This window comes from Dyella japonica A8 (assembly GCF_000725385.1).
Lineage (GTDB): Bacteria > Pseudomonadota > Gammaproteobacteria > Xanthomonadales > Rhodanobacteraceae > Dyella > Dyella japonica_C.
The window spans coordinates 3,614,039-3,632,413 of record NZ_CP008884.1 but is presented as its reverse complement, the minus strand read 5'-3'; the positions used below and the strand labels follow the sequence as shown (position 1 = coordinate 3,632,413).

Sequence of the window (18,375 nt, the reverse complement as noted above, 5' to 3'; positions counted from 1 at the left end):
GGAGCAAACCCACCCGAAGGAGAACGCCATGCGTCGACTCATGCTGATCGGTCTTGGCCTCGCCGTCATGTTCAGCGCGAGCCTGTCACTTACCGGCTGCGTGGTCGTTGCGCCGCGGCCGCATTACGTGGCTCGTGTCTGGGTGCCTGCCTACTACGCGCCGACGGGCGTGTACGTGTCTGGCCACTGGCGTTCGTGATGAGCCAACGCCGATCTTCTCGCTGTCTGCAGGGGTCAACGCCGGGTGGCGGTGTGCTGCCGCAGGTGCTCGATGAATGCGCGCAGTTTCGGCGGCACCTGTAACCGGCTCGGGTAGTAGAGATAGAAACCGTCGAACGGCGGTAGCCAGTCGTCGAGCACGGATGCCAGCCGGCCATCCGCCAGTGCTTCGCGCACGGAAGGCTCCACCATGTGTGCCAGCGCCAGGCCGTCGAGCGCGGCGCGTATGGCCATGGTGGGATCGTTGGTGGTGATGGGGCCGTCCACATCGATCTCGAACCACTGGCCTTTCGATGCACCGGCGGGGTGCGCGAACTCCCATCGATAGATCGCATTGCTGCTGAAGCGGAAGCGCACGCAATCGTGTGCCGCCAGGTCGCGGGGATGAGCCGGTCGGCCATGGGCGGCGAAATAGGCCGGTGAGCCGACCACCACGGCACGCTGCCGTCCGCCCAGCGGAATCGCCACCATGTCGCGCGCCAGCCGCTCGCCGAGGCGGATGCCGGCGTCGAAACCTTCCGCGATCAGGTCGGTGAGGCGGTTCTCGACCTGGATGTCGAGTTTCACCTCGGGCCAGGCCCGCATGAAGCTGGCGATGCTGGGGGCGAGCAGGTGGTCCAGCGCCATCTGCGGCACGGCGATGCGCAGCGTGCCGGCCGGGCGGTCGCCATGCTGGCGCAGCGCGTCGATGGCTTCGTCGATCTCGTTCAGGGCCGGGGAAATGCGTTCAAGGAAGGCATGGCCGGCTTCGGTGAGGCCCACGCGGCGGGTGGTCCGGTGCAGCAGGCGTGCGCCGACGTGATCCTCCAGCTGGCGCAGGGTCTGGCTCAGGGCGGAGGCGGTGACCTGCAGCTCGGCGGCGGCACGGGTGAAGCTGCCGTACCGGGCGATCAGGCGGAAGGCGCGCAGGGCGGCGGTGTGATCGAAGCTCATTGATTAGTTTTGCTTAATAAAGCATCCACAAGATGCGGATTTTTCCCCTTAATGGCAAGGCGCAGACTTCGCCCATCGGCTCCACCCACCCATCCATGCCATTCGTAAAGGGAGTTCACCATGTCGCTCGATGCCTACTACACCCTGGGACGCTCCGGCCTGCGCGTCAGCCGCCTTGCCCTGGGCACCATGACCTTCGGGGACAACTGGGGCTGGGGCGCCGCGGAGGACACCGCACGCGCCATGTTCGACCGCTATCTCCATGCCGGCGGCAACTTCTTTGATACCGCCGACCTGTATACCGAAGGCGCCAGCGAAGAGCTGCTGGGCAAGTTCGTCGCCGACAGCGGCAGCCGCGACCGCGTGGTGCTGTCCACCAAGTTCAGCTACAACGCCCAGCCCGGCAACCCCAACGCCGGCGGCAACGGTCGCAAGAACATCCTGCGTGCGGTGGAAGGCTCGCTGCGCCGCCTGCGCACCGATTACATCGACCTGTACATCCTGCACACCTGGGATCGCCTGACGCCGGCCGAGGAAGTGGTACGCACGCTTGACGACCTGGTGCGCGACGGCAAGATCCGCTACGCCGGCCTGTCGGACGTTCCCGCCTGGTACGCCTCGCGGGCGCAGACCTACGCCGAAGCGCACGCGCTGACGCCGCTGGTGAACCTGCAGCTGGAGTACTCGCTGATCGAGCGCCACATTGAGCACGAGTTCGTTCCGATGGCGGGCGAGCTGGGCATGGGCATCACCGCATGGAGCCCGATGGGCATGGGCCTGCTGTCGGGCAAGTACAAGCCGAGCGAAGCGGGTGGCGCCGGCGAAGGCCGTCTCGCCAAGATTTCCGGTACGCCGGGGTTCGACCGCTTCACCGAGCGCAACTGGGCCATCGTCGCCACGCTGGAGGAAGTGGCCGGCAAGATGGGCCGGCCGATGGCGCAAGTGGCGCTCAACTGGGTCGCCACGCAGCCGGGCATTGCCTCGGTGATCATCGGCGCGACGAAGCTGGCGCAGCTGGACGACAACCTGTCCGCGTTGTCGTTCGAGATCCCGGCCGACCTGCGCGCCCGCCTCGATGAGGTCAGCGCGCTGGAGCCGACCTTCCCGTACTGGTTCTTCGGCGATGTGCAGCAGTCGCGCATCCACGGCGGCGTGGCCGTGGGCAGCAAGCCGGCCGGCTATGCGCCGCCGGTGTATGTGCCCGCGGTGCAGCAGGCGGGATTCAAGGCGGATTGATCCCGGTCGCCATCTCCTGTGGGAGCGCACCCTGTGCGCGACTGCGGAGCGATGGCGATGCCGTTCCGTCAGGCTGTCGCGCACAGGGTGCGCTCCCACCGGGTTTGTTCCAAAAAAAACGGCGCCAGCATGCAGGCTGGCGCCGTTGTTTCTTATGACGTCTTCCGAAGCTTTACTGCGCCGTGGACGAACCCGACACCGGGTGCTGCGCCTTGAACTGCTGCCACTGCTGGCGGCGGGCCATGCGCTCGGCCTTGATCGTGGCGAGCTGGGATTGCTGCGCCGGGGTCAGGATGGCGTAGATCTGTGCGCGGATGGCGGCACGCTGCTGCACGCGGGCGGTCGTCGCTGCGCCTTCGGCCTGGGCGAGGGCGGTAGCCGCGGCCTGGTAGCCCGAGGCATTCGGCGCCATCTGCTCGAAGGCTTCACGCTGCTGGCGCAGCGCGTCGCGCTGGGTCTTGCCCTGCGAGCGGGCGGTCTGGAGGATCTGCTTGATGCTGGCCTTCTGGGCGTCGCTCAGGTTCAGCTTGCTGTACGCCTCAAACGCGCCGTGGCCGTGGCCATGGAAGCCACCATTCGGACCACCATCCTGCGCGGACGCGATGGCAAACGGAGCGAGGGCAACAGCCGAAGCGAGCACCAGAGCGAGAGAGATGTTCTTGCGCATGGGGATTACCTGTGTCGTTGGGGTTGGTCTTGCGTGATGCCTATTTGACGACAACGCCATGTGTATGTTCTTTGCGGGAAGGTAAAGAAGGGTAAAGCCAGTAGTGGCGGCCCTCCGGCCCGGTTTGAATGAACGCCTCCGCAAGAAATCGTTGCCCCGAGACATGCCCAGAATCCTCATTGTTGACGACGATCGCGCGCTGGCCGCCCTGCTGGCCGAATACCTGCAGCGCGAAGGCTTCGCCGTGGACGTGGCCCATGACGGCGACGCCGGCCTGGCCCAGCTGCACAACCCGACGACGCGGCCGGACCTGTTGATCCTCGACGTGATGATGCCGGGCCGCGACGGCCTGGAAACGCTGCGCGAACTGCGCCTCAAGCACCGACTGCCGGTGATCATGCTGTCGGCGAAGGGCGAGCCGGTCGATCGCGTGATCGGCCTGGAGCTGGGCGCGGACGACTACCTCACCAAGCCCTGCCTGCCGCGTGAACTGCTGGCGCGCGTGCGCGCCCAGTTGCGGCGCAACGCGCCGGTGAGCGCCGGCAGCCTACAGGTGGGCGTGTTGCGGCTGGAGCCATCGGAACGTCGTGCCTATGTCGGCGAGCAGGAGCTGTCGCTGACCGGCGCGGAGTTCCAGCTGCTGCTGGCGCTGGCCCAGCGCGCCGGTGAACTGGTGGACAAGGCGACGCTCACCCGCATGGCGCTGGGGCGGGAGCTGGAGCGCTTCGACCGCAGCATCGACGTGCACGTGAGCCGCCTGCGCCACAAGCTGTCGGAGGCGTCGGCGCAGGCGCCGCGCATCGAGTCCGTGCGTGGCGCGGGCTACAGCCTGGTGGTGGGTGCGGCGTGAATCCTTTCGGCAACTCTCTCTACTGGCGCGTGCTGATCAGCTTCTGCGCCGCCAATCTGCTGGCGCTCGCGCTGGGCATCTTCCTCACGCAACGCTTTATCGAATTCACCACCGCGGTGGAGATCAACTGGTCGGCCCTGGCGCAGGGTGCGGACCAGGCTTATGAAAGCGGCGGCGCCACGGCGCTGACCGAATGGTCGCTGCAGCAACGCCGCGAGGGCATCGAGGCCACGTTGTACGAGAACGGGCAGGCGTTGTCGCCGATACGCATGCCGATGTCGGTGGTGGGTTCGCTGCAGACTTGGCTGGATGAAAAGCGCGATGTGGTGCTGCAGCCGTGGCCGAACCTCTACCTGGCCGTGCAGCAGGTGCGGGGCAGCGACGGGCAGGTGAGGCAGCTGGTGGCCTTGAGCCGCACGCATTCGCGCTTGCGGCAAGGTACGCGGCAAACCATCTTCCTTGCCATCCAGGGCGGGCTCTCGCTGTTGTTCATCGGCCTGGTGGGTTGGTGGGTGGCGCGCAGCGTCGCTAAGCCGGTGGAGGCGATCAGTCGTGCCACGCGACGCATGGCGGCGGGCGAGTTGTCCGCGCGCGTGGAAGCGCCGGGACGCCGCGCACCGGAAGAGCTTCACCAGCTCGCCGGCGATTTTGACGCCATGGCCGAACGCATCGAAGCGCTCGTCGCGCACGATCGCAGCGTGCTGCAGGATCTCTCCCACGAACTGCGGTCGCCGCTGGCGCGGCTGCATTTGATCCTCGATCTTGCACAGCGCAGCGCCACGCCGGACGAGGCCGCGCGTTACTTCCTGCAGGCAGAACAGGAGATCGGCCGGCTCGACAGCATGACCGGCGAAATGCTGGCGCTGTCGCGGCTGGAGGGCGGCATCCCCGGCATGAGCCGCGAGCCGGTGGACGTGGCGTCACTGCTGCGCGAATGCGTGAGGCGCGCGGGCGTGGAGGCACAGGCGCGTGGCATCACGTTCCATCTGGCCAGTGACGCCACGGCGGTGGTGTCGGGCAACGAGCTCCTGCTGGAGCGCGCGTTCGACAACCTGATCGGCAACGCCATCAAGTTCAGTCCGGAAGGTGGGCAGGTGGAGCTGGTCACCCACGCGTCGGCTGGCAAGGTCGAGGTGTCCATTCGCGACAACGGACCGGGTGTGCCGGAGACAGAAATCAGCTCGCTGTTCCGCCCGTTGTTCCGTGGCAGCAATGCATCGCGCGCCGATGGCCACGGCCTCGGGCTGGCCATCGTGCAACGCGTGGTGAAGGCGCATGGCGGCGATATCCATGCACAGAACGGCGAAGAGGCAGGGCTGGTGATCCGCCTGCAGCTTCCGCTGGCGCCGGCCGGAACGGCCTGAATCGGCGCGGATGTCTTCGAAAACGTCCGCGCGTCTGCGACACTCGACGCTTTGAACCACGGCCCGGGTATGCGCTCCAACGCTGTCGCCGCGGTGGGACTGGCGCTGTGCGCGGCGTTGTTCTTCACCATGACCTATGTGCTCAACCGCAGCCTTGTCGCGGGCGGCGGTCATTGGGCGTGGGCGGTGATCCTGCGCTACCTCATCACCTTGCCATTGCTGGCGGTGGCGCTGCCGTGGCAGGGCGGCCTGGGCGCATTGCCGGCCGAGCTGAAGCGTTATCCACGCACCTGGTTGCGGTGGAGTGCGGTGGGTTTCGTGCTGTTTGGTCTGCCGCTGACCTGGGCGGCGAACAGCGGCCCGTCCTGGCTGGTGGCGGGCAGCTTCCAGACCACCGTGCTGGCCGGCCCGCTGCTGGCGCCCTTCATCTACCGCGACGAGCGGCGGCACCTGGCATGGCGCAGCGTGGCCATCGGCGTGTTGATCGTGGCCGGCGTGTTCGCCCTGCAGTGGGGCCATGCGCAGGGCCAGCTGCGGGCGAGTGACTGGCTGGCCATGGCGGCGGTGGTGTTCTCGGCCTTCATGTATCCGCTGGGCAATCGCATGGTGCTCCTGCACCTGGAAAAGAGCGGTTCGCGCATCGGTGCCACGCAGCGTGTATTCGGCATGACCTTGTGCAGCTGGCCGTTGTGGCTGGTGCTGGCCGTGGCCACCTGGCTGCTGGTCGGGCCGCCAGGCTGGCGCGAGATCCTGCTGGCGGGTGGCGTGGCCCTGTCGTCCGGCGTGATCGCCACCGTACTGTTCTTCCGGGCCACCGACATGGTGCGCACTGAGCCCACGGCGCTGGCCGCGGTGGAGGCGATGCAGGCCGCCGAGCTGCTGTTTGCGACGGTGATCGGCGCGGTCTTCCTTGGCGAAGCATGGCCGCACGGTTTCTCCGCGCTGGGGGCCGTGCTGATCGTGGTGGGCATCGCGTTGTTCGGCTGGGTGAGTGGGCGTTCGGCAGCGGGGCATGAAGAAGAGGTGCGGACGTTGAAGAGCGATCGCGGAGCTTGAGCGGTTGGGGGCAAAGTCGCTGGATTCCCGCCTTCGCGGGAATGACGAGTGATAGGCAACGCTCCGGTTCTTGAACGTCATTCCCGCGAAGGCGGGAATCCAGTGACTTTGCTCTCGCGTACACCTTGCGAACGGCCAACTGACGGACTGCCACCGGCAGGCCTTCCGGAACTTGCCCCCATGCATCTCCTCGGGTTAAACACCGGAGTCGGCACTCGAAAGAGTGGCCGGCTATTGGGTCATCCGGGGAGAACAGAGTGCATCGACGTAGTGCTTGGATCATGGCGGGATGGTTGCTGGGTGTAGCGGGTGCCGCGCATGCACAGACTCTCGTGACTCAGCAACCGCTGCGCTGGAACGCGGATGCGTTGGGCAATCACCGCTATCTGCTCCAGGTCGACGCGCCCGCGAAGGCCGTGCATGTGGTGATTCCCTGGCGCCGTCGCGATGCGCAACCGCAGCACGTTGCCGTCATCGTCACGGCACCTGACGGATCCACCGTGGCCAACGTGCGGCGCGGCCGCATCGACCAGGCGAGCGGCGAACTCGTGTTCCAGGCCGCGCAGGCAGGAACCTATGCGGTCTACTACCAGCCCTACGTGAGCAAGGGCCGCAGCAACTACCCGACGGTGAGCTACGCCGAGCCCAGCGACACGGCCGACGCCGCATGGGCCAGGAAGGTTGGCGACGCGACGCACTGGACGCACCTGCCGCAGGCGAAAGTACTGCGCTACGAGGCCGTCGATGATTTCGACGCCTACACCTCGATGGAGCGCACCGCGACGCCGGCCGAGCAGCAGGCCCTGCTTGCAGGGCATGGCTCGGATGCCTTGCTGCTGTTTCCCGAAACCCGCGCCAACCCGATCCGCATGTTCGACGCGCTGCCCGAGAGCTGGGCGAAGCGCGGTGCCGGCGGCACGTTGAGCGACACTGCACAGCGCGGCGAATACCTGAGTTTCCAGGTTGGCGCATGGGCGCCTCGCGTCGCCGTGAACCATGTGGACGTCCGCTTTGCCGACCTGCGCGCCGACGATGGTTCGATCATCCCGGCCAGCGCGCTGACCTGCTTCAACCTCGGTGGCATCGGTTATGACGGCAAGCCATTCACGTCGCGCGTGGACGTGGCGCAAGGGCGCGTGCAGGCCTTGTGGATGGGGCTGGATGTGCCCGCGTCGGCCAAGCCCGGTGTGTATCGTGGCGAGGTGATCGTTTCGGCCGATGGCGTCGCCGCTCAATCGATTCCCATGGCGATCACCGTGGGCGAGGGCAACGTCGTTGCCCATGGCGATGACGACCCCGTCAAGCTCACCCGCCTGCGCTGGCTCAATTCCACGCTGGCTCAGGATGATTCGGTGGTAAAGCCGTTTACGCCGATCGCCGTGAAGGATGGCACGCTTGGCATCCTCGGGCGTGAGATCCGGCTCGATGCCAGCGGCCTGCCGGCGCAGATCACCAGCCATTTCGACGAACGCATGACTGGGTTCAGCGGGCAAGGCAAGACCCTGCTTGCCGCGCCCGTGCAGCTCATCGTGGAGGATGACGGCGGTGCGCATGTGCTCAAGGGCGCGCACGTGCCGCAAATTCACTCCGATGGCCCGGGCAAGGTGCACTGGCAGGTCGGTGCCAGCGCGGGGGCGCTGCGAGGCGACGTGAATGCCAGCCTCGAAGCCGACGGCACGCTGGTCTACAGCATCGCGTTGTCTGCCGCGCAGGACGTATCGCTTCGGGACATCCGCCTGTCCATTCCGATGCAACATGATGCGGCCCGTTACCAGTTGGGTCTTGGCCGGCAGGGTGACCGGGCGCCGGACGATGTCGGCTGGAAGTGGCGCGTGCAGAACAATCAGGACGGCGCGTGGATTGGCACAGTGAATGCGGGGCTGGAGTTCCATCTGCGCGATGAGAACTACCGGCGTCCGCTCAATACGAATTTCTACCAGCAACAGCCGCTGCGCATGCCCGCATCCTGGGACAACCAGGGGCAGGGCGGGATCCGCCTGCGCAACGAGGACAAGGACTATCTGGCGGAAGCCTACAGCGGCCCCCGCCAGATGAAAGCCGGCGAAACGCTGCACTACGACATCGTCATGCGCGTCACCCCGTTCAAGACCATCGATCCGGCAAAGCATTTCGCGGAGCGCTTCTTCCACAAGTACGGCGATCTCGACGCGATCAAGGCCGACGGCGCGAACGTGGTGAACATCCACCATGCCACGCCGATCAATCCGTGGATCAACTATCCGTTCCTCGAGCCGGCGGCGATGCGCGCTTACATCGATGCCGCCCACCAGCGTGGCATGCGCGTGAAGATCTACGACACCGTGCGCGAGGTGTCCGACCGTGCGCCCGAACTGCCCATGCTCGAAAGCCTGGGGCACGAGGTGATCAGCACCGGCAAGGGCGGCGGTTTCTCGTGGCTGCAGGAGCATCTGGATGGCGATTACATCGCCGCGTGGCATGTGCCGGAGAATCGCGACGCGGCGGTGATCAATGCGGGCCAGAGCCGCTGGCACAACTACTACATCGAAGGGCTCGACTGGCTCGCCCGCAACGAGGGCATCGACGGCCTGTATCTGGATGACGTGGCCTATGACCGCACGACCATGAAGCGTGTGCGCAAAGTGCTTCAGGCCCATCGTCCCGATCCGTTGATCGACCTGCATTCGGCCAGCCAGTACAACCCGCGCGACGGCTACATCAACAGCGCCTTGCTCTACATGGAGTTGTTCCCGTACATCGACCGGCTGTGGTTCGGTGAGGAGTTCGACTATGAAAAGACCTCGCCCGCGTACTGGCTCACCGAGATCTCCGGCATTCCCTATGGCCTGATGGGCGAGATGCTGCAGAACGACGGCAACCCCTGGCGCGGCATGCTGTTCGGCATGACCAACCGCCTCGGCTGGTCGGCCGGTAGCGACCCGCGCGGTCTGTGGAAGCTGTGGGATGCGTTTGGCATCGAACAGGCCGAGATGATCGGCTGGTGGGTGCACGACACCCCGGTGAAGACGAACCGCGACGACGTGCTGGCCACCAGCTATGTGCGCAAGGGCCGCAAGACGCTTATCGCCATCGCCTCGTGGGCACCGCAGAAGGTGGAGGTGAAGCTGGCCGTGGACTGGAAGGCCCTGGGCCTGTCGCCGGCGAAGGCGACGTTCACCGCGACAGCAGTGAACGGCTTCCAGCCGCAGGCGACGTTCAAGGCGGGTGAGGCGATTCCCGTGGAGCCCGGCAAGGGCTGGTTGATCGAGGTGGAGTGAAGCCGATGCGCGCGAACTGGAAACACCGGGCGATGTGCCTGTGGGTCGTTGCGTTCGGCATGGTGTCCGCGGCGCACGCCGCCGATGGCGTAGTCATGCCACCGGTGAAACTCACCCTGGATGCCAGCGCGTTCGCGCCCGAGCAGATCAAGGTCACCGTGTACCTGCCGCCCGGCTATGCCGACTCGCAGGCGCGCTATCCGGTGCTCTACGCCAACGATGGGCAGGACATGGATGCCGTGGGCCTGCAGGACACGCTGGCGGCACTCTATGCGCAGCACGCCATCCGCCCGGTGATCGTGGTGGCGGTGGACATGCTGAAGGATCGCGCCTCCGGCTATGGCCTGTTCGATCGTGCGCGCCGGCGCAGCGTGGTCGGTGGCTCGCGCATCGGGCCCATCGGCGCCCGTGCCTACGACTACGCCGCGTGGGTGGCCGGTGAACTCGTACCCTATGTCGATGCGCACTACCGCACCCAGGCTTCGGCGCAGGGGCGCACGATGCTCGGTTGGTCGTTGGGTGCGCTCAATGCGTTCTGCATCGGCTGGGAGTATCCCGAGGTATTCGGTCAGGTCGGCGCGTTCTCGCCGTCATTCTGGCTGGCGGCGGATCGCAGCGACGCCAATGCAGTGGAAAGCACGCGGCTGGCGCAGGCCATGGTGGATCGCGCAGGGCAGCGCAAGCCGGTCCGCTTCTGGTTCGCCGTGGGCGGTCGCGAGGAAACAAACGACCGCAACCACAACGGCACCATCGACGCCGTCGAGGATCTTGAGGACCTGATCAACGGTTACACCGCACCCGACGGCATGCATCGCCGTGGCCTGCGAGACCTGGGGTATCCCGTCGACATGGATTACGCGGCGCACCCTTCGCCGTCGGACACGGCGGCCTACGACCTGTTCCCCGACGGCGAGCACAACCAGGCGACGTGGAAACGCATGCTGCCGGTGTTCCTCGGCTGGGCCTATGGCGTGGAACCGGCGGCGCCGGTCAGCCCGCCATCACCATGACCAGGGTATGGGCGACCACGCAGTTACGGCCCTGGGTCTTGGCGCGATAGAGCGCGTCATCGGCCCGCGCGATCAGGTCGTCGACGCTGTCCGCGGTGCCCAGCAGGCTGGCGACACCCATGCTGACCGTGGTCTGCAAGGTGTTGCCACGGGCATGGACCTGCAGCACCTCGATGCTGTGGCGAATGCGCTCGGCAACGGCCATGGCGTTTTCCTGCGTGGTACCCGGCAGCATAGCCACGAACTCTTCGCCACCGTAACGCCCCAGGCTGTCGGAGGGGCGTAGTTCGTCGCCGATGGTTTCGGCCACGGCACGCAGGCAGGCATCGCCGGTCTGGTGGCCAAAGCGGTCGTTGACCGACTTGAAGTGGTCCATGTCCAGGAAGATCAGCGCCAGTGGCTGGTGTTGCAGCCGGGCCAATGCCGCGGCGTCGTGCAGGCGCTTCACCAGCGCGCGCCGGTTGAGCACGCCGGTAAGTGCATCGTGGTCGGCCAGGTGGTGGGCCATGTCGCGTTCCCTGCGCGCCCGCAGGGAAAGATCGGCCAGGCCGATGGTGACCACCACGCTGCAGAAGGCCATGGTGGCCGGCATGCCGTATTCCAGCCAGCGCGGAAGGTCCAGCGCCAGCAGCACCTGGCTGAGGCGAACGACGGTGAACAGTACCTGCGGCAACCACGCCACCAGGAAGAACCGCGCCTGCCGCCCGTGCCGGCCGGTGGCAAGTATCACGGCGCCCAGTGCATACAGCTGCGAGACGATGAACCAGAAGTTGAATGCGCTGGCCAGCAGATGCATGCGCTCGGCGAACGGAAAGCAGAGCAGGGCGGCGATCACCAGGAAAGGCCAGCGCATGGCGCCCAGCAGGTTCGCCGCGCGCGGCGTGACCACGCGCAGTTCGCAGAACTCGATGATGAAGGAGAGCAGCAGCGGCGCACTGAGTGCCGTGAACAGCCACGGCACGTGCGTACCCAGCGGCACCAGCAGCCCGCTGCCGGGCAGTTCGTACAGCTCGCCCGTGGTCAGCAACTGGTTCAGCAGCTGGCAACCGGTGTAGCCGATGAAATACAGCAGCACGCGATCGCGCAGCACCAGCCACAGGCACAGCGCGGCCAGGATCATGGTGAGCTGCACGCTGGAAAACAACGTCGTGACGCGCACGTGGTTCAGGTCGTCCGCCTGGTACGTCGCCATGTCGGTGACGTCGGCGCGGATCTGCCGGGTGAAGCTGTCGGCGGCGATCTGCACGTAGACCGGCTGGCCCGCGCGCAGGTCAGGCGGCAGCTCCAGTGCCAGGTGGTGGCGCGAGAAGCGTGCCGGCCGGTCGGTCTGCGCGAACCACAGCTGCTGCGGACGATAGTCCGGCGGCGCATACACCGTGATGGGGATGTAGGTGGCCCCGGTGAAGTTGAGCACGGGGGCGCTGTCCTCGTGCCAGTCCCGGTCGAGGGTCAGCCGGTACCAGCGCCGGGTTTCCACCGCGTTGGGCGTGTGCGTGGTGGCCAGTGGCCGGAAGCCGGCGTCCAGACCGCCATGGATGACCTGGTCCGGCGTCGGGGCTGGGTCCAGCGGCGCCAGTGCCGCTGCCTGCAGGACAGGCAGGCGCGACGGCGCGGCCGCAGCCTCGGTGGCCAGCACGAAGAGCATGGCGCACAGCCATGCAACGACAACCACCGCGGATCCGCGAAATGGCATATCCCCCCCCCTTTATCCACCGGTCCCCATTACCGGTTTGCGGGGGTGTCCTCTCCTGGGACACTCCCCGTTGCTCCCTTATGTATCACGTTAGCCCTGTGATATGACTTTTTTGTCAGTCCGGGGCGGCCATGTGCTGCGACCCCGTCCTGTGGCTGAGTGACGGGTCGTACACGATCGCGGCAAGTCTTATGCTTACGGCCCCGGCGGTATCGAGGCGGCAGCATGGCAAGGCGGGAAAGCGTGGAACCGGTGTCTCGGCCAGAACATCGGCCGCCGGCTGGCGAACTTGAGCCTCCCGGTTTCACCCGCCACGGTACCCCGGCTTTCCGCCGTACCAACCTGGCCCTGTTCGCCGCGGGCCTGGCGACCTTCGGCCTGCTGTACTGCACGCAGCCGTTGATGCCGGAGTTCAGCCGGGACTACGGGGTCAGCGCCGCCACGGCGTCGCTGTCGCTGTCGCTCACCACGGGCGTGCTGGCCTTCGCCATGCTGTTTGCCGGCGGTGTCTCCGATGCCTGGGGCCGCAAGTCGGTCATGACGGCCTCGTTGCTGTCATCGGCTGTCCTCGTCCTGCTCACGGCGCTGGTGCCGGACTGGCACATGCTGCTGGTGCTGCGCGCGTTGCTGGGGCTGACGCTGAGCGGGTTGCCCGCCGTCGCCATGACCTATCTCAGCGAGGAAATGCACCCCGATTCCATCGGCCTGGGCATGGGGCTGTACATCAGCGGCAACGCCATTGGCGGCATGGGTGGACGGCTGGTGGCCGGCGTGCTCGCGGAGTTTGTCGGCTGGCGCATCGGCGTCGCCACCGTGGGCGTGATCGGCCTGCTTTCGGGGCTGGTGTTCTGGCGCATCCTGCCCCCGTCGCGCCATCACGTTCGCCACCCCCTGCACCTGGGGGCACTGATGGGGCGCTTCGCCGCCGCGTTCCGTGACGCGGGCCTGCCGTGGCTGTTTGCGGAGGGCTTCCTGCTGCTCGGCGCTTTCGTCACGGTTTACAACTACATTGGCTACCGCCTGCTCGCGCCTCCCTATGGGCTGAACCAGGCCGTGGTCGGCGCGATCTTCAGCGTTTACCTCATCGGTACCTTCAGCTCCGCATGGATGGGGCATCTCGCCGGCAAGCTGGGGCGGCGCAAGGTGTTGTGGACGGCGTTCGCGCTGATGCTGGCGGGGTTGGCGCTTACCGCCATGAAACCGCTGGCGCTGATCGTGGCCGGCATTGTGGCGGTGACGTTCGGTTTCTTCGGCGGGCACTCCATCGCCAGCAGCTGGGTGGGGCGTCGCGCGGGTAGCAACAAGGCGCAGGCGTCGTCGCTTTACCTGTTCTCGTACTACATGGGTTCCAGTATCGCGGGCGCCAGCGGTGGCCTGTTCTACGCCTCGCACGGCTGGAATGGCGTGGCGGTGTTCGTTGGCGCCTTGCTCGCGGCAGGCCTGCTGATCGCGCTGCGCCTGTATCGATTGCCGCCGCTGGTGAGCCCGTCCAGGCCGGAAACCGAGCCGCCCATTCCGCAGTGAGGGGCGTGAAAATCGATGTGCCCGATCACCTCGATGAGGATGTTCGCGGGAGCGCGTTGCACGCCCCCGCGATAGCCGGCGCTTACTGCGCCTCGGGCTTCAGCATGCCCTTCACGACGTTGTAGTCGCCGTCGTTGGCGGCGGCGGGAACATCGAGCAGATGGGTCATCAGCGGGTAGACGTCCACGTTCGGGAACGATGGCACCTGCGCGCCCTGGCGGAACGCGGGACCGTGGGCAATGAACAGCGCCTGCATCTCGGGCGCCGCATTGTCGTAGCCGTGCTCACCCTGCGTGGTGGTCTTCTTCTTCGCCACGTAGTCGCTGCTGGAGATCCGCCAGCCTACGTCGGCCAGGCACAGCAGCTGCGGCACGCGCGGGTTGCTGCCGTAGGCGAGTCGTGCCGGTACGCGCGTCTTGTCCCAGCAGGTCATGTGCTTCTGCGGCTTCTCCAGCGTGGCTTCGATCCTGGCGAAGTCGAAGCCGGGCTTGGGGTTGAAACCCGCCAGCACGCCCATGCTCACCACCTCCACGTGCTTGAGCGGAATGAGCTTGTCCACCAGAACCATTTGGTGCGTGGGGGCGTGTGCCATGCCGTGGTCGGCGACCACGATAAGGTTGATGTGGTCGAGCTGGCCGCGCTCCGTGAGCCCGCGAACGAGGCGCGCGAGCGCCGCGTCGGTATGGCGGATGGCGTCGTTGACCTGCGGCGAGTCCGGGCCGTAGCTGTGGCCGGCGTGATCCACTTCATCGAAGTACAGGGTGATGAAGGTCGGGCGCTGGTCGGCGGGTAGATCCAGCCACGCCAGCACCTGGTCGACGCGCTGATCCGCCGTCACGTTGCCGTCGTACGGCTTCCAGTCGCTGGGATGCTGGCCGTGGATATCGGCTTCGGAGCCCGGCCAGAACATGGTGGCGCTCTTCAGGCCCTGCTTCTGCACGGTTTCCCACAGCGGCGTGCCTTCGTCCCACCAGCGGCCGTTGCTCACCGCTTCGCGGTTGCCGAGCGAGAACTTGCCGAGCACCGGATCGGTCATGGTGTTGTTGACGATGCCGTGGTGATCCGGGCGCAGGCCGGTGACCAGGGTGTAGTGATTGGGGAAGGTCAGCGACGGGAAGGAGGGCTGCATGCCATCGGTCGCACGCACGCCGCCATCGGCCAGCGCCTGCAGGGTCGGGCTGAGCCCGCGTGCAAGGTAGTCGGTGCGATAGCCATCGATGGAGATCAGCAGCAGCGGGGCCGATGCGGGTTTCGCGTCAACGTGGGCCGGGGGCGCTGCGTTGGACTGGTCATGCGTGGTGGCACAACCGGCTGCAAGCACCAACAGCGAGCACAGCAGCGAGCGAAACAAGATCTTCATAGTCAATGACGTACCATCAAAACAAAGGCCGTATCATCGCCCAGGCGTATGACCATTACACGTCTTTTCTTTTACGCAGTTTTCGCCATCTGCTCCTGCTGGAGCGGCATGGTTCTGGCGCAGGCCTCACACGATGATGTGCGGGTGACCGCCGGCACGCCGGCATCGTCGACACCCGGTTCATCACCCATGCCTGCGCCTGTCCACGCGCATTCGTCCCCTGTCGAAGGCCAGCAGAAGTCTGTGGCCAAGAAGCCGGTGCAAGCCGCGCAGAAGCAACCGGCCTCGGTGGATGGCGGCTATCGCCTTGCCCACCAGGCGCATCCGCTCGACTCGTACCAGAACGCGGTGACACCGCCGCCGGCCACGGAGCGTTGATCGTTCCCTGCATGCGACTGGCGGAACGGGCCGCCGTCGCCTCAGTGCGCGATGATGCGCGAAGGCACGCCGAACAGATCGCCCTCGGCGACCCGGCCTTCCAGTGACAGCAGGAATCGTTTGGTCGGCAGTCCGCCACCGAATCCGGTAAGGCTGCCGTTCGCGCCGATGACGCGATGGCAGGGCAGCACGATGGGCAGTGGATTACGGCCATTGGCTGCACCCACCGCGCGCACAGCCAGCGGCTGTTCGATGCGCCGCGCGAGTTCGCCATAGCTGATGGTGGCGCCGTAGGGAATGCGTGACAGTTCCCACCACACCTGGGTCTGGAATGGCGTGCCAAGCGGATGCAGCGCCAGGTCGAAGTGCTGGCGCTCGCCGGCGAAGTATTCCTCCAGTTGCTGCTTCGCCCGCGCAAGAGGTTCGGCGGCACGCATCCATTCGGTGCGCGGCGAGCGCTGGTGGCGGCCGGTCGAGAACCAGATCTCGCGCAGTCCCACCTCGTCCGCCACCAGCCGCAGCACGCCGATCGGCGTCTGCAATTCGTCGTACCAGATCGTTTCGCCGGACATCACGCCACCTTTTTATTCGTTGCCTGGGCCGCGTCCGTGGCGCTGCGCCACAGATGCATGACCGAGTAGGCGCGCCATGGGCGCCACGCTTCGGCCAGCGACGTCAGCGCTTTCGTCGACAGCTCCGGGCCACCGCCAGCCGCCGCGCGACGAAGGATCAGGTCCGCGGCCGGGAACGCATCAGGATGGCTGAGCGCGCGCATCGCCATGTAGTGCGCTGTCCATTCACCGATGCCGGGCAGGGCGACCCACCGCTCGACGAATGCGTCCAGCGGTTGCTCGCTGCGGAAATCGATGCGGCCATCCTGCAGCGCCTGGGCCACGCCGCGCACGGTAGCGGCGCGTGCGGTGGTCAGCCCGATGGCGCGAAGATCCGCATCAACGAGCAGTTCGGGGCCGGGGAACAGGCGCTCCAGACCCGGTACAGGAGCCAGCACCGGTGTGCCGAACTTCTGCACGATACGCGTTGCCAACGTACGCGCAGCGGCCACGCTGACCTGCTGGCCCAGGATGGCGCGCACGGCGATCTCGAAACCATCCCAGCCGCCGGGCAGGCGCAGGCCGGGGCGCTTGCGCAGCAACGGTCGCAGCACCGGGCTTTCCTTCAGCGCATCGCCGATCGATTGCGGGCTGGCGTCCAGATCGAACATGCGTCGCAGCTTGCCCACCACGCCAAGCATCTGTGCCGGTTGCGGGCAATGCAGTTCCAGCCGCAATGCATGCTCGCGCCCCGGCCATTCGCTGAGCCGCAACCAGCCTGGCGCATCGGGCGTACCGAACACGCGCGCATAGCTGTGCTCGTCCACGGCCTCGACGCCGGGCAGCGCACGCCCGCGCAGGAACGCAAGCATCGCTTCGAAATCGTACGGCGGCCGATAACCGAGCCGCAGCGTGATCGCATCGCCTGTCGTCGCGCTGGGGTGGCGACGCAGATCGCGCGGCGCCATGCGATTGGACTGCAGGAACGCCGCGTTGAAGCGGCGCAGGCTGCGGAAACCGGAGGCGAGCGCCACCTCGGTCACCGGCATGGTGGTTTCCGTCAGCAATTGCTTCGCGAACAGCAGGCGACGCGTGGTGTGTACGCTGATCGGCGGCGCGCCCAGGCGTTCCACGAACAGTCGGCGCAGTTGGCGCGCACCAAGGCCCACGCGCGCGGCCATGTCGTCCAACGACAAATCGTCGAACACATCGCTGTCCATCAGCTTGAGCGTGCGCGCGATGACGTGGTCGCCGCGCTGCCACGCATCGTTGCCCGGCGACAGTTCCGGGCGACAGCGCAGGCAGGGACGGAAGCCCGCGGCCTCGGCCGCCGCGGCGCTGCCGTAATAGCGCACGTTTTCCGGCTTCGGCGGCGGCGCGGGGCACACCGGGCGGCAATAGATGCGGGTGCTGGTGACGGCGGTGAAGAACAAGCCGTCGAAGCGCGCATCGCGGCTCAACCGCGCCTGCTCGCAGGTGTGGGTGTCCAGTGGCAGGTCATGTCGGTCGGTCATGCCTGCAGGCTAGCACCGGGCCAGCCGCTTGACTCGCCGTTTTCGGACATCAATGGCCGGCGTGCCCGGCGGTGTTCATTTCACCGGCGCCATCAGGTGCTCATAGGGCGTTCCGGCCCACATAACATACGGCGCGCTGGTGTCCGGGTCTGGATTCTTCGGGTAGCCGTCATAGAACGCCGCGTCGGCGCCCACCACCATCACGTGCGCGCCCGTCTTGATCCAGTGATTGCCCGCCGTGGGTTTTTCCGCATAAGGATCGGTGTTGCTCGCATCGGTGCCACCTTCGAGCATGTACATCAGGCCGACCTTTCCCGCCGGTGGCGGCTTGTGCGCCATATATGCGGAAACCCATTCCCAGGCGTTCTTGTCCATGCACATCGGATCAGGGCCAGGCGTGGCGGGGTTGTCGGGCATGCAGGTGAAGCCGTTCTTGCCCTGGCGCAATGTGCGCGGTTTCCCATGGGCGTCCATGGCGACAATGGTGGCGTCCTTTGCCACGCCCGGTGGTGCGGCGCGCATGGCGCTGGCGATGAGTTCCTGGTCGGACGGGGTGCCTTTTTCAGCGGCGTTGCTGCCTGCCGCTGCCAGCAAGGCCAGCGTCAGCAGTGCAACGGGGTAGGTCGCGTTCATGGTGATCCCCCACAAGGTCGCGACGGTCAGCCCTGGATACCCTGAACCAGTCTGGGCTCGCCATGAACGGTGTTCAATTGACCAGAAGGCTTAGCGCGCGGGCGATAACCGCGTTTTGCCGCACTGCGGT

Annotated in this window: 16 protein-coding genes; 9 read left to right on the top strand and 7 right to left on the bottom strand. The window is 66.5% G+C overall.

The genetic code is table 11. From position 1 onward, the window contains the following. Window positions 1-28: 28 nt before the first annotated feature. Window positions 29-199: a hypothetical protein gene (locus tag HY57_RS21855; protein ID WP_019465630.1), complete on the top strand. Its 171-nt coding sequence runs from the start codon at window positions 29-31 to the stop codon at window positions 197-199. A gap of 35 nt (window positions 200-234) precedes the next feature. On the opposite strand, the gene HY57_RS15185 is transcribed toward HY57_RS21855, so the two are convergent. Then, the gene (locus HY57_RS15185; RefSeq protein WP_019465629.1) at window positions 235-1,152 is read right to left on the bottom strand and encodes a LysR family transcriptional regulator; all 918 of its coding nucleotides are present in this window, start codon (window positions 1,150-1,152) and stop codon (window positions 235-237) included. 120 nt (window positions 1,153-1,272) lie between these two features. On the opposite strand from HY57_RS15185, the gene HY57_RS15180 reads away from it, so the two are divergent. Next, window positions 1,273-2,388, top strand: coding sequence for an aldo/keto reductase (locus tag HY57_RS15180; protein ID WP_019465628.1), 1,116 nt, complete (start codon window positions 1,273-1,275; stop codon window positions 2,386-2,388). A gap of 172 nt (window positions 2,389-2,560) precedes the next feature. On the opposite strand, the gene HY57_RS15175 is transcribed toward HY57_RS15180, so the two are convergent. Further along, window positions 2,561-3,055 (bottom strand): Spy/CpxP family protein refolding chaperone, encoded by a 495-nt coding sequence (locus HY57_RS15175; RefSeq protein ID WP_019465627.1) that lies wholly within the window; start codon window positions 3,053-3,055, stop codon window positions 2,561-2,563. A gap of 163 nt (window positions 3,056-3,218) precedes the next feature. Here HY57_RS15175 and HY57_RS15170 point away from each other — a divergent pair, with 163 nt between their 5' ends. The 5 genes from HY57_RS15170 (at window position 3,219) to HY57_RS15150 (ending at window position 10,592) form a co-directional block, all read left to right on the top strand. Then, window positions 3,219-3,905 carry a response regulator transcription factor gene (locus HY57_RS15170; protein ID WP_019465626.1) on the top strand — a complete coding sequence of 229 codons (687 nt, stop codon included), beginning with the start codon at window positions 3,219-3,221 and terminating at the stop codon, window positions 3,903-3,905. Continuing rightward, window positions 3,902-5,269: a sensor histidine kinase gene (locus HY57_RS15165; RefSeq protein ID WP_019465625.1), complete on the top strand. Its 1,368-nt coding sequence runs from the start codon at window positions 3,902-3,904 to the stop codon at window positions 5,267-5,269. Before HY57_RS15170 ends, HY57_RS15165 begins: the two co-directional genes overlap by 4 nt. Window positions 5,270-5,338: 69 nt before the next feature. Continuing rightward, window positions 5,339-6,325, top strand: coding sequence for a multidrug resistance efflux transporter family protein (locus HY57_RS15160; protein ID WP_019465624.1), 987 nt, complete (start codon window positions 5,339-5,341; stop codon window positions 6,323-6,325). A 332-nt stretch (window positions 6,326-6,657) separates the two neighbouring features. Next, window positions 6,658-9,582 (top strand): glycoside hydrolase domain-containing protein, encoded by a 2,925-nt coding sequence (locus tag HY57_RS15155; protein WP_050997922.1) that lies wholly within the window; start codon window positions 6,658-6,660, stop codon window positions 9,580-9,582. Between the two features lie 5 nt (window positions 9,583-9,587). Then, window positions 9,588-10,592: an alpha/beta hydrolase gene (locus tag HY57_RS15150; protein WP_100218223.1), complete on the top strand. Its 1,005-nt coding sequence runs from the start codon at window positions 9,588-9,590 to the stop codon at window positions 10,590-10,592. Here HY57_RS15150 and HY57_RS15145 read toward each other — a convergent pair. After that, on the bottom strand, window positions 10,573-12,285 hold the full coding sequence (locus HY57_RS15145; RefSeq protein ID WP_019465621.1) for a GGDEF domain-containing protein: 1,713 nt from the start codon (window positions 12,283-12,285) through the stop codon (window positions 10,573-10,575). The two genes, HY57_RS15150 and HY57_RS15145, sit on opposite strands and share 20 nt — an antisense overlap. Before the next feature lie 225 nt (window positions 12,286-12,510). Here HY57_RS15145 and HY57_RS15140 point away from each other — a divergent pair, with 225 nt between their 5' ends. Further along, entirely contained in the window at window positions 12,511-13,809 is a 1,299-nt protein-coding gene (locus tag HY57_RS15140; RefSeq protein WP_081500663.1) for an MFS transporter, read from the top strand. Window positions 13,810-13,891: 82 nt separating this feature from the next. Here the strand turns inward: HY57_RS15140 and HY57_RS15135 are convergent, their stop codons facing one another. Further along, window positions 13,892-15,169 carry an ectonucleotide pyrophosphatase/phosphodiesterase gene (locus HY57_RS15135; protein ID WP_019465619.1) on the bottom strand — a complete coding sequence of 426 codons (1,278 nt, stop codon included), beginning with the start codon at window positions 15,167-15,169 and terminating at the stop codon, window positions 13,892-13,894. 189 nt (window positions 15,170-15,358) lie between these two features. Here HY57_RS15135 and HY57_RS15130 point away from each other — a divergent pair, with 189 nt between their 5' ends. Then, window positions 15,359-15,547 carry a hypothetical protein gene (locus HY57_RS15130; protein WP_144240839.1) on the top strand — a complete coding sequence of 63 codons (189 nt, stop codon included), beginning with the start codon at window positions 15,359-15,361 and terminating at the stop codon, window positions 15,545-15,547. Window positions 15,548-15,588: 41 nt separating this feature from the next. Here HY57_RS15130 and HY57_RS15125 read toward each other — a convergent pair whose 3' ends face one another. From HY57_RS15125 to HY57_RS15115, 3 genes are all read right to left on the bottom strand, one after another. After that, entirely contained in the window at window positions 15,589-16,119 is a 531-nt protein-coding gene (locus HY57_RS15125) for a methylated-DNA--[protein]-cysteine S-methyltransferase (RefSeq protein ID WP_019465617.1), read from the bottom strand. Next, window positions 16,119-17,612 (bottom strand): DNA-3-methyladenine glycosylase 2 family protein, encoded by a 1,494-nt coding sequence (locus tag HY57_RS15120; RefSeq protein WP_019465616.1) that lies wholly within the window; start codon window positions 17,610-17,612, stop codon window positions 16,119-16,121. The genes HY57_RS15125 and HY57_RS15120 overlap by 1 nt, the downstream gene beginning before the upstream one ends. Before the next feature lie 75 nt (window positions 17,613-17,687). Further along, on the bottom strand, window positions 17,688-18,245 hold the full coding sequence (locus HY57_RS15115) for a hypothetical protein (RefSeq protein ID WP_019465615.1): 558 nt from the start codon (window positions 18,243-18,245) through the stop codon (window positions 17,688-17,690). Window positions 18,246-18,375: the final 130 nt, after the last annotated feature.

Excerpts from the sequence above, each read along its gene's own strand:
- HY57_RS21855 (WP_019465630.1), top strand. The coding sequence starts at position 29 with ATGCGTCGACTCATGCTGATCGGTCTTGGCCTCGCCGTCATGTTCAGC.
- HY57_RS15185 (WP_019465629.1), bottom strand. The coding sequence starts at position 1,152 with ATGAGCTTCGATCACACCGCCGCCCTGCGCGCCTTCCGCCTGATCGCC.
- HY57_RS15180 (WP_019465628.1), top strand. The coding sequence starts at position 1,273 with ATGTCGCTCGATGCCTACTACACCCTGGGACGCTCCGGCCTGCGCGTC.
- HY57_RS15175 (WP_019465627.1), bottom strand. The coding sequence starts at position 3,055 with ATGCGCAAGAACATCTCTCTCGCTCTGGTGCTCGCTTCGGCTGTTGCC.
- HY57_RS15170 (WP_019465626.1), top strand. The coding sequence starts at position 3,219 with ATGCCCAGAATCCTCATTGTTGACGACGATCGCGCGCTGGCCGCCCTG.
- HY57_RS15160 (WP_019465624.1), top strand. The coding sequence starts at position 5,339 with ATGCGCTCCAACGCTGTCGCCGCGGTGGGACTGGCGCTGTGCGCGGCG.
- HY57_RS15150 (WP_100218223.1), top strand. The coding sequence starts at position 9,588 with ATGCGCGCGAACTGGAAACACCGGGCGATGTGCCTGTGGGTCGTTGCG.
- HY57_RS15145 (WP_019465621.1), bottom strand. The coding sequence starts at position 12,285 with ATGCCATTTCGCGGATCCGCGGTGGTTGTCGTTGCATGGCTGTGCGCC.
- HY57_RS15140 (WP_081500663.1), top strand. The coding sequence starts at position 12,511 with ATGGCAAGGCGGGAAAGCGTGGAACCGGTGTCTCGGCCAGAACATCGG.
- HY57_RS15135 (WP_019465619.1), bottom strand. The coding sequence starts at position 15,169 with ATGAAGATCTTGTTTCGCTCGCTGCTGTGCTCGCTGTTGGTGCTTGCA.
- HY57_RS15130 (WP_144240839.1), top strand. The coding sequence starts at position 15,359 with ATGCCTGCGCCTGTCCACGCGCATTCGTCCCCTGTCGAAGGCCAGCAG.
- HY57_RS15125 (WP_019465617.1), bottom strand. The coding sequence starts at position 16,119 with ATGTCCGGCGAAACGATCTGGTACGACGAATTGCAGACGCCGATCGGC.
- HY57_RS15120 (WP_019465616.1), bottom strand. The coding sequence starts at position 17,612 with ATGACCGACCGACATGACCTGCCACTGGACACCCACACCTGCGAGCAG.
- HY57_RS15115 (WP_019465615.1), bottom strand. The coding sequence starts at position 18,245 with ATGAACGCGACCTACCCCGTTGCACTGCTGACGCTGGCCTTGCTGGCA.